Source organism: Pseudarthrobacter sp. KH_020_B, from assembly GCF_057840185.1.
On the sequence record NZ_CM174506.1, the window covers coordinates 2,056,555 to 2,069,455 of the forward strand.

The window sequence follows — 12,901 nt, forward strand, 5'->3', positions numbered from 1 at the left end:
ATCCAGGAAGGTTTTAGACATGCACCTCCGACCACATCGCCGCAAGGCCGCCCAAGTGCTGGCTGTCACCGCAGCCGGGGCGCTTCTTGCAGGCTCCTTCACCGCCTGCTCCACCGACGGGGGCGGCGGCACCACCGGTGGCGACGTCACCATCAACGTGGCTCTCGCCGCGAATCCGCAGATGAAGACCGCCGAGTCTCTCATCGGCGATTTCGAACAGAAGAATCCGGGCATCAAGGTCAAGTTCACCACCCTGCCCGAGAACGATCTCCGCCCCACCGTGACCAAGGACGTTGCTACCAAAGCCGGCCAGTTCGATGTGGCGATGATGGGCAGCTACGAGGTCCCGATCTGGGCCAAGAACAACTGGATCATTCCGTTGGAGGACTACGCCACGAAGGACACGGCGTGGAAGATGGACGACCTGACCGAGCCCATCCGGGACATCGTCTCCTCGGACGACAAGCTCTACGCGGCCCCGTTCTACGGCTCCTCGTCATTCCTTTTCTACCGGAAGGACCTCGCCCAGAAGGCCGGCGTCACCATCTCCGAGACGCCCACCTGGGAAGAGATCGCCGCAGCTGCGGCAAAGATGGACGGCTCTGCGCCGGGCGTCTCCGGCATCTGCCTGCGCGGGCTTCCGGGCTGGGGTCAGAACCTGGCCTCGCTCACGACGGTCATTAACACCTTCGGCGGCCGCTGGTTCGATGAGAACTGGAATCCGCAGCTGACCTCTCCGGAAACCACGAAGGCAGTGCAGTTCTACGTTGACCTTCTGCGGAACAGCGGCCAGGCCGACGCCGCAAAGGACGGCTGGGAGGGCTGCCTGCAGCAGATGAGCCAGGGCAAGACCGCCATGTGGTACGACGACACAGTCTTCGCCGGATCTGTTCTGGACCAGGCAACCCCGGAGGTCAAGGCCAACCTTGGCTTCGCGATGGCGCCCACAGGTCCGACCGACATCGCTTCAGGCTGGCTCTGGTCCTGGGGCCTCGGAATCACTTCCAGCAGCAAGCAGCCCGAGGCTGCATGGAAGTTCATCTCCTGGGTCACCAGCCCGGAATACATCAAGCTCGCCGGTGAAAAGGCCGGATGGGATGCCATCCCCCCGGGTTCACGCAAGTCGACCTACGAACTCCCCGAGTACAAAGAAGCGGCAGACCAGTACGCGGATCTGACGCTGAAGTCAATCGAAGCGGCGAACCCGAAGCAGCCGACGAAGGACAAGGTGCCCTACACGGGCGTCCAGTACGTACAGATCCCTGAATTCGTCGACATCGGTGACTTCGTATCCCAGCAGGTCGCGGGCGCCATCAGCGGCACTCAGTCTGTAGAGGAAGCTCTCAGGAAGAGCCAGGAGTACACCACCAACGCGGTGAAAACCGCAGGATATCTCAAGTAGTAGGACAACTGCGCCGTCCGCGGGAATTCCCTCCCGGAGTTCCCGCGGACTTCGCTTAGCTACGATCGGACAATACCAAAATTGGCTAAGACCATCACCGCCCCCCGCCCCCCGGCCTTCGTCCGCGAGCTCACCCGGGGCGAACGCTGGAAGGTGCGCGGCCCGCTTCTGCCGGCTCTCATCTTCACCATCCTGCTCACGCAACTCCCGTTCCTGCTCACGCTCATCTACAGCTTCCAGAGCTGGAACCTCCTCAGCAACCAGCCCGCGCGCTTCAACGGTGGAGCGAATTTCCTGACCACCGTCCAGGACGAACTGTTCTGGCGCTCCATCGGCAACTCCGGACTCATGACCGGCATCTCCACGGTGGCTTGCATTGTGATCGGTCTGGGCCTGGCCATGCTGCTCAACCACTCCTTCCCCGGGCGGGGAATCGCGCGGACCCTGGCGATCACGCCGTTCTTTGTCATGCCGGTCGCCGTCACGCTGTTCTGGCGCTCCGCCATGTTCGACCCGGGCTTCGGGCTTCTGGGCTGGTTCTCCCGCCTGATCGGACTGCCAGCGGTTTCATGGCTCAGCGAATACCCACTGGCAGCACTGATCATCCTGCTGACCTGGCGGTTCACTCCTTTCGCTCTCCTAATTCTGATCGCCGGACTGCAGTCAGCTCCCCAAGAACAGCTGGAAGCGGCACGCATGGACGGGGCGGGACCCCTTCGGCAGTTCGGGTCGATCCTGCTCCCGCACCTGCGCCCCTACATTGAGCTGACCGCGCTGCTCCTGGCCATGAACCTCATCCAGACCTTTGGTGAGATTGCGCTGCTGACAGCTGGCGGCCCGGCATATCAGACCACCAACATCACGTATTACATCTACCTCAAGGGCTTCAACTCCTTCGACTTCGGCACCGCGTCCGCCCTCGGTGTGGCCGCCCTGCTGATCACCATTGCGCTTGTCCTGCCTGCACTTCGCCTACTCTCGGGCATCTTCCAGAAAGAAGGTCGTCGATGACCGCCACAACAACCCGGGCGGACGCGGGATCCCGCGCCGGCGGTCCTGTCGTGATCCGCCGCCGCCGACCCGCGAAACAGATTAAGAGCTCTCTCATGGGATTCGGGGGATGGCTGGGCAGCCTGATTTTGTTCCTGCCCATCGCGTACATGCTGCTCAAAAGTTTTCAGACCGAGCAGGATGCTGCCGCATCCACACCGAAACTGATCTTCACGCCCACGATGGAGAACTATGAGGGGGTCTTCCAGGCGGGATTCTGGGCGTATGCCATCAACTCGCTCATCGTCGTGCTCGTTTCTACCGCCGTGGTGATCATCCTCGCGGTCCCTGCCGCGTACGCCCTGTCGGTAAGGCCGGTCGAAAAGTCCCAGGATGTGCTGTTCTTCTTCATCTCCACGAAAATGATGCCCATGGCAGCGGCCATAATCCCGGTTTACGTCATTGCGTCCGCGCTCGGTGTCCTTAACACTCTGGGTATCCTCATCGTGATGCACATCGGGATGAACCTTCCGCTGGGCATCTGGATGATCCGTTCCTTCATGCAGGAAATCCCGGCGGAAATCATGGAAGCTTCCGCCGTCGACGGCGCGTCCCAGTGGCGGGCGCTGCGGTCGATCATTCTCCCGCTGATCCGGCCCGGCCTGGCCTCCACGGCGCTGTTGTGCGCCGTGTTCTCCTGGAACGAATACTTCTTCGCCCTGAATCTGACCAACTCCACCTCGACACTGCCGCTGTTCCTGCAGAAGTTCCTCAGCTTCGGCGAGCTCTACACCGCCCAGGTAGCCGCAGCAGCCACGCTCCTGAGCATCCCTGTCATTATCGCCGGCTGGGTCGCCCAAAAGTCCCTCGTCCGCGGGCTCCTCTTCGGAGCAGTGAAGTAGCCCGCCCGGCAAAGGAGTCGCCATCGCAATAGGGACTTACACCCCGGCCTACCGCCGGGGTGTAAGTCCCTTTCGCGGTCCGGGGGAGGCCCTGAAATAAACAGGCATAACCCCTCTATTGTACGTACTGTACGTCCGGTATGGACATGTGAGACGAATTACAGTACGCTTTGGATTCAACAGTCGTCTGCTCCGCCTTCCGGAGCATGAATCAGCCCTCACGGTCGAGGATATTCCTCCGCCGTAGGAAAACGGAGAGGAGCGCACATGCGCGCAGTAGTCCTGGACGGTAAAGGCTCAATTGAGGTAGCGGAGCTTCCCGCACCGGTCCCCGGCTCGGGGGAGGTCGTCATCGCCCCAGAAGCTGTCGGCATCTGCGGAACGGACATCCACCTCGCGTCCGGAGACTACCCGACCGGCACGTTCCCGGTCGTCCCGGGCCACGAGTTCGCCGGCACGATCGTGGAGGTCGGCCCGGACGTCGACGGCTTCCGTGTCGGTGACCGCGTCTGTGTGGACCCCAACGTGGCCTGCGGAACGTGCGACCAGTGCCTTGCCGGAGCCACCAACCTCTGCCGGAACCTCGTTCCCATCGGAGTCACCAGCAACGGCGCCGTCGCCGAACTGGTCAAAGTCCCGGCCTCGGTGGTCTTCGCCCTGCCAGAAGGCATCGACTGGACCACTGCCGCTCTCATTGAGCCGCTGGCCTGCGTCCTTCACGCCCTGGGCCGGGTCGCACCCGTCGAGGGACAGCGTGTCCTGATCTACGGTGCCGGGTCCATCGGCCTGCTGGCGGCTGCTCTGGTGCACGCCCGGGGCGCAGCGGCCATCGACGTCGTCGAACCCAGTCCCGTCCGCCGCGAAGCCGCCCTGGAATTCGGCGCCAACCACGCCTACGCGCCGGGGGAGCGCCCCACGGAGCGGGATGTGGACCTCGTCATTGAGGCCAGCGGACACCCCTCGGCCGTGTCCGATGCCATCGCCAAGCTCGCCGAACGCGGCACGCTGCTGCAGATGGGCGTCGTCAGCCCTGCATCGCACATCGACCTGTTCCCCTACGACCTGTTCGACCGGGAGCTGACCTTCGTCGGCTCGCAGTCCCTGGCCACCTCATACCCGGCGGCGGTTGAAGCAATCCGAGACCTTCCGGACCTCGCCTCCCGCATGGTGACCCACACCTTCGGCCTGGACGACTACGCAGCCGCGCTCGAAGCGGCACACTCTGAATCCGCCCGCAAAGTCCACATCCTGCCGCAGCGCTAGACCGACCAACCCAGCCAAGAAAGCACCCATGTCTGCATTTCATCCCCGCACACTTTCCGGACGCCCACCCCTGCTGGAGAGGCTCGGCCTGCCCAAGCCCCTCGCCTGGGGGTTCGTGGGCCTCCTGCTGTTCATGGTCGGAGACGGCGTCGAATCCGGCTACATCGCCCCATACCTGGCCGCCAATGGCGCCGGTACGGAAACCGGCGCAGCGGTGATTATCACCGTCTACGGCCTCATCGTCGCTGTCGGCTCCTGGCTGGCCGGGGCCCTCTCCGACGTGTGGGGTCCCCGCCGGGTCATGCTGTCCGGCCTGGCAGTTTGGGTGATCTTTGAAGTTGTGTTCCTCGCCGTTGCCGTGCCATCTCAAAACTTCACCCTGATGCTGATCTCCTACGGAATCAGGGGATTCGGCTACCCGCTGTTCGCCTACGGATTCCTCGTCTGGATCCTTGCCGGAAGCCCCGCCAACCGTCTGGGGTCCGCCGTCGGCTGGTTCTACTTCGCCTTTACCGGCGGCCTTCCCACCCTCGGTTCACTCATGGCCAGCGGCACACAGCCGATCATCGGCGAATACCTGACTCTCTGGGTCTCACTCATCATGGTCGTGGCCGGCGGGATCGTCGCCCTCGTCGGCATTCGCCACGCTAAAGGCGGCGGCCGCCTAGCCGCACCGGGAGTAACCGCAAGGCAGAGCATGCTCAGCAGCGTCGCCATTGCGTTCACGAACCCGCGCGTCGGTCTGGGCTGCCTCATCCGCGTGGTCAACACCGCCCCGCAGTTTGGTTTCCTCGTCTTCCTGCCGACGGTCTTCGCCACCGGGCTCGGCTTCGGCACGGCCGGATGGCTCCAGCTGATCTTCACCATGGGATTCGCCAACATCTTCGCCAACCTGTTCTTCGGAGTGCTCAGCGACCGTCTCGGCTGGCACCGCACCCTGCGGTGGTTCGGCTGCATCGGTTCGGCCGTCAGTTCGCTGTGCCTCTACTTCGTTCCACAGCTGACCGGCTCGCAGTACTGGGTCGCCGTTGCGTGCGCTGCCTTCTACGGCGTCACCCTTGCCGGGTTCACTCCGATCTCGGTGCTGATGTCCCTCATGGCGCCTGGGCAGAAAGGCAACGCCATCGCCCTCCTGAACCTGGGCGCCGGCGCAGCAACGTTCGTCGGGCCACTGATCGTCGCTGTCTTCCTCGGTCTCGTCGGACCGGGAGGAGTCACGATCATTTTCGCGTCGCTGTATCTCGCGGCCGGTGGGGCAGTCCGGTGGCTTCGGGTGCCCGATGAGGCGGAGGCCCTCAAAAGTTCAGCCCCTGCATCGGAACTGGCCGGGGTTTAGCCGAGCCCCGACTTTCCAAAACATGAAGTGCCTCCGTTTCAGTTTGTGAAACGGAGGCACTTCCATGCCCGGCTTCAGCGGCCGGTGCTGAGGTCCACGGTGCTGACGTTTACCTCGATGGGAACGATTTCGCTGCGGACCCACGTCTCATAGACATCGAAGCGTTCCCCGCCCGTGGTCCAGGACGTGGAGTGGATCCGGAGCAGGGGTGAGGAGTCCGTGACGTTCAGTGCTTTTGCGATTTCCGGCGTAGGGTTCACCGCCCGGATGGTCCGGTTGGCACCGCCCAGACCGTAGCCGGCACCTGTCAACAGCCCGGACAGGGAAGCCTGCCCGGCCAGGACATCGTGCGCGCCGGCGATGACCGGCGCTACGGCCGGCGGGCTGTAGTTGATGCTGTACAGGGCAGGAACGCCATCGAGGGACCGCACGCGGACCAGCTCGAAGCCCCTAGTCCCCTCAGGGAGTTCCAACGAACGGCAGGCGCTCTCGGGCAGGACGACCGGGCCTGAGCGCAATACCTGGGTGGTGACGGGCCTGTTCTGGTGGCCAATGGCGTTCTCCAGGAATCCCTGCTGGCCTTGAATCACCCAGCCCCGGTCCGCTGTTGGCTCGCTGGCAAAGACCCCTCTGCCTGGAATACGGTGGGCCAGCCCGCTGGATTCGAGCAGCTTCAACGCCTGGCGCACCGTCGCGCGGGACAATCCGAACTCTGTGCAAAGCTCATTCTCGCTCGGCAACCGCTCGCCGGATTCGATCTCTTTGGAGGCCATCCTTCGTTCGAGGACGTCGAACAGTTGGCGGTAGTAAGGTGTCGGGGACTGACGGTCGATCGCCTCAGAAGCTGCTAGTGACACGAGGCCCTCCTTCGTTGAGGTCTCAGCGTGGATACATTGTCTGGCTCATTATAGACCGACCGTACAGTACAGTCAGCTGAACCGCACACTTTTCTAAGACGTGAAGCGGTATATCTCGAATCGAACCCTCACCCTGCCCCAGTGCCCCTCACGATACGGCTGCGACGTCCGCATGACGATGGGGGAGTGAACGCTTCAAGAACGGGGACGGTCGCCAACTGGGCCTAATTTGCCCACTGGCGACATGGGGCACCAACCTATCTTGTGCCGTACTCGGCGCATGGCTCGGTCGCCGCGGGACTTGACGGCGTCCAGTGTCAGCGAATAGAGTTCATCCGTCCATACTGTACGTACAGATCGTGCAGGACGGCTTGGATCGACAATGGACGCTATTCATGTAAAAGCTCTTCGACAGCAACGTGGCTCGTCTACAGAAAGCAGGCTTCAATGTCCATGGTTTACCGTATGCGCCGTACGCTGCCGAGCAATCGCGTCGCAATCATCATGCCTGTTGACCACGGCCTGATTTTCAACCGCATCGAGGGCCTTGAAACCCCCTCGGCTCCGTTCGCCGCATGGGCTAACCAGGGTGTCACAGGTTTCATGATGACCCCGGGCCAGGTCAAGCAGACTGAGCGGTTCTTCGCTCAGAACCAGCATCTGAGCCGCGTGCTCACCCTCGATACCTATTACGACTACCGGGACATGGACGGCAACGGCGCACACGGGCTTGTCACCACGGTTGAAGAAGCAATCCGGATGGGCGTCGACGCCGTCAAGATGCTCTTCCCGTGGAACATGTCAAACGCCGAGAGGGTCGCCATGTGCACCCGAGTCGGACAAGTCGTGTCAGCCTGTGACCACTGGGATATTCCACTGGTTCTGGAGCCGGTTCTCATCGGTGCCCCGCGGACCGAAGAGGTCGCCGCCGAGGAGGAAAAGGTCGCCCGTATCGCCTACGACCTCGGCGCCCACATCATCAAGATTGCTTTTCCCGGTGAAGAGCGCACCAAACGCCTCGTCGATGAACTCGGTGTGCCCCTCGTCATCGCCGGCGGCCCCCTTGCTGGCGAGTCGGCAGATACTATCGACGCAGTTGCAGGAACCATCCGCGCCGGCGCTCGAGGTGTTATCGTCGGCCGGAACATCTGGCAGCGTGAACGCATCGTCGCCGAGAAGACTCTCGCCGAAATTTCTTCCCTGACCAAGAGCGTTTCCTTCAACGACTAGGCCGGCAACCTAATACCGCATCAACCAGGAGGATGGCGAAATATGGGCGGATCGAGCGAACGTACAGAGGTCGTCTGCGGCATCGATATCGGCAGCACGAACCTCAAGGTCGTCGCACTCGACCGCACCGGCCGCGTCGTCGCACGGGCACGGCAAGCGACACCTCGCAATCCCACCGACCTTTCAATCGACGCGCAGGGAATCCTGGACGCAATTGAAGACATGATCCTCGAGGCCTGCGGCGCCGAGTACATCGTTGCCGCCGTGGCATCAGCCGGCGTGGGAGAAGATGGCATTCTCGTGGACAAGGACCGCCAACCATTGGGCCGAGCCCTGGCATGGTTCGACCCACGCCGGACCCGCCTCTTCGAGGGCCTGGAGCCGCGTCTTCCCTCCGCGGAAGGGCTCGGTGTCAGCACTAATCCTTCCCACACCCTCACCGGCTGGCTCTGGTCCAGCGAACAGGACACCAGCGGCAAAGCCGCATCATGGGCCGCCATCGCTGACTACGCCTCGAGCTACTGGTCCCGCAGGTCGTTCATCAGCGACAGTCTCGCAGCACGCACCGCTGCCTGGGACGGACGGACGCGGACCTGGCTGACAGAGCGCGTCGAGATGACGCTCGGTTCGACCGAACTACTGCCAGAAGTCATTAGAACCGGAGAACTGATCGGACCACTGCATTCCCCTCGCCTGAGCCGCGCCGGAGTCCTCGCACCTCACGCCACCGTCGTCGCCGGCGGCCACGACCACCCCATCGGCGGGTGGGGCGTCGACCAGCTACACCCCGGCGCGATTCTTGATTCCATGGGCACCGCCGAAGTGGTGGTGGCCCAATCCCCGACCGCGAACGTACCCCGATTCGGCAGGTGCGATACCGCGCCAGGCATACTCAGCCAAGGAAGCACACTCCTGAACGTCACCGAGCTGGCCCGCAACGTCCACTGGACTTCACAGGACCCCGCCGTTGCCGCCGCGTTTCAGGCGATCATTGCCGGAAGCCAAAAACCGGACGAATACCTCCATTCAGAATGCTTTATTCCAGGCGGCCAAGGCGGCGTGCGGCCGCGGTATGCCAGCGACGCCCCAGCTGCCCCCTTGTCGCGCGCTTCGGCGGCGGCAGGTGCCCTGGCCCGGATGGGCGGGGCTGCCATCCGGGCCGTAGCTTCCAAAATGCCCCCCGGCGCTCCGGTTTATGTCGCTGGCGGCTGGGCCAGATCACAGGGCTGGATCGACATCAAAAAGACCGTCATCGGCACCGACGTGCGCATCGTACCCGAGCCGGAGGTCACCGCCGTCGGCGCGGCGCTGCTGGCAGCACGTGCCATCAACTGGCCCGATTCCGCCCCGACAGCCCTTTCATTGAAGGCCACCAACATCTAATCCCGCCCACACCCCTCAGCCAAGACGCCTTTCGGCGAGCCGCAGCAGGACTGCGCTAAGGAAATACATGACTGAAAACACTGAGTCCTCCTTCCTTCTGGAAGTCAGGGGCGACCAGCCACTCCACATCCGTGAAGACCTGAACGGCGCCGTGGACCGCGCAGTTAGCCACGCCCTGGAAATCGGTCGTCACGGTGTGCTGGTAACCCAACACTGTTACGCCTTCTACACGGTCGCCCTCAGCAAGGAAGTTCCATACGGACAGATCCAGGAACGGCGGCTGACGGAATCCGTAACTTCGGACTCAACCTGTCGTGATTGACCCAAATTGCACCCGACGAAGTGACCGGTCAGATGTCGTGGGATGAACTTGAGCTCCTGGTGCTCCTCTCCCCAGGAGACGCGATAGAGGCACAGGACAACGATGGAAGGGAACTACCCGGTTCGTGGGGTCGGCGGTTCTGTGGCTGGTCATGTGAGTCTGTACCGCCCGGCTCACAATCCGTCAGGGCAAAGAACAACCGCGCCCCTTCGTTGCGGGGAGCGGTCGTTGTCTAAAGAGCTTTGAACGGCGAAATCGGGGTGTGGACAGTGTCCACACTTTGGGCCTCGGACTGGGCCGTATAGGGGTCGGATCAGGCCGGATTCCGCAGGTTTCCGGGAGTTCCCAGTGTTCGCAAGGGCCGGAATACAGTTCGAGTCCCACCTCGGGCACGTGTTTCCCCTGTTCAGAGGCTTGTGAGCCTCTGAGTGTGCACAAATGTTCACATGTGGGCCCCTTCGGGGTCCTTTGCTATGGCCGAGCAGCTCCGTTCTAGGTGTGGCTGATGGTTCCGCGCTCTTTCCCTTTCATGGCCGGGTGGGGTCGCGGCTACATGACTTGTCTCAAGTTGGGGACGTGCGCAGTTGGCGTTCCTGCGCATACCAACTTCGTTGGATGACTTTCTTCTGGTTTCGGCATGGTGGCTTCCGCCGACCACAATGGAACAGTGATTGAAGACACTCCTGAAGCTGGTGGTCAAACTGCGTTGCCGGGCCTTTCCGCCGCGGCAGATAGGGCGCTGAGACGTGAGCTCGACGAATTGCGCCTCGATAATGCCAGGCTGCGGAAACTCTTGGAACTCACGGAAGGGGAATCAGAGGCAGCACACCTGGCCCAGGCAGCAATTCCTTCGGTGGTGCACCATGGTCCGGTAACCATGGAATCGACTCCGGAAGCGAAAGTCCGTCTGTTCCAGGACTTGTTCAGGGCGCGCAGGGATGTCTACGCAGTCCGGTGGGAAAACTCGCGGGACGGCCGCTCCGGCTGGGTTCCTGCGGTCGTCGGTGGTTGGCGCAAGGGCGCGAACATCGCGGGTGCCAATTTCCTGCCGCTTACTCCGTTCGTTGTTGCGGATCATTTGCGCGGAGTGCAGCACATTGGCCTCTATCCCTTGACTGAACAGGACACCTGTTGGTGGGTGGCGGCGGACTTTGACGGCGGCGCCGCAATGCTGGATGCGTTGGCGTACGTTAAGGCTGCTCGCTTTCGGGGAATTCCTGCAGCGTTGGAAGTGTCCCAGTCCGGACGTGGCGCCCATGTGTGGATCTTCTTCAGTACCGCCATACCGGCGTCCGCAGCACGCCAGCTTGGCACTGGTCTGATCCACGAGGCGATGGCATTGCGTGGCAGCATGAGTCTGGCCAGCTATGACAGGCTTTTTCCTGCCCAGGACGTTCATTCGGGCAAAGGCATGGGCAATCTGCTTGCTGCGCCGCTGAACGGCAAGCGCCGCCAGCACGGCACTACGTTGTTCCTCGACACTACGACTCTCGAACCATATGAGGACCAATGGGCGTACCTGTCCAGCCTGGATCGGCTTTCGGAGCGGGAAGTTAGTACCCACGTCCGAAGGCTGCCTGCCGTCAAGTTGGGACAAGAGGTTCGCCGGCTCGAACTGCCGCTATCGTCCAAGATCGTTCCACGCCCCTCTCTGATCGTCCGAGTCGCATTCGCATCACGCCTTACTATCAAGGCAGCAGACCTTGGACCAGCCATGATCTCAGCCGTCAAGCATGCCGCTTCCATGCCGAACCCGGAGTTCTATGAACGCCAACGCCAGAGGCGATCCACCTGGAATATTTCCCGATACCTGCGCAACTACGACGAAACCCTTGACGGCGACCTCATCCTGCCGCGTGGGTTGTTGCCCTTCTTGAAGCTACTGGTCGAATCAAGTGGCAGCGCGCTGCGCATCGATGATCAACGGTCGGAAGGCACTGCCCATAGCTTCGAGTGCTCGGCCCGCCTGCGCGGGGAACAACAAGATGCCGTGGACGCCGCTACTGCCGCCGAGCACGGAGTCCTGGTGGCCCCGCCCGGCACCGGAAAGACCGTTATGGCGTGTGCTGCGATGGCACTTCGTGGCGTCTCAACGCTCATTCTGGTTGATCGCAAGGCTTTGGCGGAGCAATGGCGCAGCCGCATCCGTGAGTTCTTGGACGAGAAGTGCGGCCAAATCGGAGGTGGCCGTGCCAAAACGACGGGTCGGGTCGATGTCGCGCTTTTGCCCACGCTGGCACGGCGGGAAAATGTTGCCGAGCTGACCGCCGGCTACGGTTTCGTCATCGTGGACGAATGTCACCACGTCCCGGCGGCAGCGTTCACCCACGTCCTGAACCAGATCCAGGCCCGGTACTGGCTGGGGCTGACGGCCACACCGTACCGGCGGGACAAGTTGGACTGGCTGATCTACCACCAGCTCGGCCAAATCTCACACACGATTTCCCCAGCTGTTCCGCAGCAGCTGCCAACGCACGCACAACAGATTGCCGAACCGACCCTGACTTTGGAACTGCACCGGACCTCATACGCGTACGACGGCGCCGCCGACCCCAGCGAACCAGGCGGGATCGCCGCCATCTACAAGGACTTGATCGCCAATGAGGAACGCCTACAGCAAATTTACGACGACGTCATTGAAGCTTACGAACGGAACTCCCGAATCCTTGTACTGACTACGTGGAAAGCCCATCTTGAGTCCCTGAGGTCCCGGTTTGAGGCGGCTGGTCTGAAGCCGGTGGCTTTCACTGGGGCGATGAAAGCCAAGGAACGACAGGCCGCCGTCGACCTTCTTGCCACCACCGATGATGCGCAGCCTCTGCTGGTCTTGGGCACCGGCTCATACATCGGAGAAGGCTTTGACTGCCCCAAACTGGATACCCTGTTCCTTGCAGCGCCTGTGTCGTTCAAAGGCAGATTGGTCCAGTACGTCGGCCGGGTAATCCGGCCATACCCAGGGAAAACTGTGGCGACAGTTCACGACTACTACGACGCATCAACACCCGTACTGGCCGCATCCCTGAACAAGCGGGCTCCGGGCTATGTCTCGCTCGGGTTCCCTGATCCGCGCAAGCTCATAAGCAGATGACATCGTTCTCAACATGCCGGCGTGCGATGAACGATTGCGTGAGTCCCGGGGCGAATTTGATGAGATCGTCCGCATTGCGGGCCTTCTCGACGGGCAATACAACACTTGAGTTGTAGCACCCGTGAGTT

10 protein-coding genes are annotated in these 12,901 nt (G+C 62.2%); 9 read left to right on the forward strand and 1 reads right to left on the reverse strand.

The annotated features are described in order from the left end of the window. The first annotated feature begins 19 nt into the window (after nt 1–19). From AC3IT0_RS09485 to AC3IT0_RS09505, 5 genes are all read left to right on the forward strand, one after another. A complete protein-coding gene (locus AC3IT0_RS09485; RefSeq protein WP_489323444.1) occupies nt 20–1,402 on the forward strand; it encodes an ABC transporter substrate-binding protein in 1,383 nt (460 codons plus the stop codon). Nucleotides 1,403–1,483: 81 nt separating this feature from the next. Further along, nucleotides 1,484–2,413, forward strand: coding sequence for a carbohydrate ABC transporter permease (locus AC3IT0_RS09490; protein ID WP_489323445.1), 930 nt, complete (start codon nt 1,484–1,486; stop codon nt 2,411–2,413). After that, the gene (locus tag AC3IT0_RS09495; RefSeq protein WP_489323446.1) at nt 2,410–3,294 is read left to right on the forward strand and encodes a carbohydrate ABC transporter permease; all 885 of its coding nucleotides are present in this window, start codon (nt 2,410–2,412) and stop codon (nt 3,292–3,294) included. The genes AC3IT0_RS09490 and AC3IT0_RS09495 overlap by 4 nt, the downstream gene beginning before the upstream one ends. Before the next feature lie 267 nt (nt 3,295–3,561). Beyond that, nucleotides 3,562–4,557, forward strand: a complete 996-nt coding sequence (locus tag AC3IT0_RS09500; protein ID WP_489323447.1) for an alcohol dehydrogenase catalytic domain-containing protein — start codon at nt 3,562–3,564, stop codon at nt 4,555–4,557. Between the two features lie 28 nt (nt 4,558–4,585). Then, complete coding sequence (locus tag AC3IT0_RS09505; protein ID WP_489323448.1) at nt 4,586–5,893, forward strand: MFS transporter; 1,308 nt, start codon at nt 4,586–4,588, stop codon at nt 5,891–5,893. A gap of 74 nt (nt 5,894–5,967) precedes the next feature. Here AC3IT0_RS09505 and AC3IT0_RS09510 read toward each other — a convergent pair whose 3' ends face one another. Then, nucleotides 5,968–6,750, reverse strand: coding sequence for a GntR family transcriptional regulator (locus AC3IT0_RS09510; RefSeq protein ID WP_489323449.1), 783 nt, complete (start codon nt 6,748–6,750; stop codon nt 5,968–5,970). 447 nt (nt 6,751–7,197) lie between these two features. Between AC3IT0_RS09510 and AC3IT0_RS09515 the strand changes: the two genes are divergently transcribed. The 4 genes from AC3IT0_RS09515 (at nt 7,198) to AC3IT0_RS09530 (ending at nt 12,773) form a co-directional block, all read left to right on the forward strand. Next, nucleotides 7,198–7,980, forward strand: a complete 783-nt coding sequence (locus AC3IT0_RS09515) for a class I fructose-bisphosphate aldolase (RefSeq protein ID WP_489323450.1) — start codon at nt 7,198–7,200, stop codon at nt 7,978–7,980. Between the two features lie 42 nt (nt 7,981–8,022). Continuing rightward, nucleotides 8,023–9,363, forward strand: coding sequence for an FGGY-family carbohydrate kinase (locus tag AC3IT0_RS09520; RefSeq protein ID WP_489323451.1), 1,341 nt, complete (start codon nt 8,023–8,025; stop codon nt 9,361–9,363). Nucleotides 9,364–9,430: 67 nt separating this feature from the next. Beyond that, nucleotides 9,431–9,685, forward strand: coding sequence for a hypothetical protein (locus AC3IT0_RS09525; protein WP_489323452.1), 255 nt, complete (start codon nt 9,431–9,433; stop codon nt 9,683–9,685). Nucleotides 9,686–10,352: 667 nt separating this feature from the next. Further along, nucleotides 10,353–12,773, forward strand: a complete 2,421-nt coding sequence (locus AC3IT0_RS09530; RefSeq protein ID WP_489323453.1) for a TOTE conflict system archaeo-eukaryotic primase domain-containing protein — start codon at nt 10,353–10,355, stop codon at nt 12,771–12,773. Nucleotides 12,774–12,901: the final 128 nt, after the last annotated feature.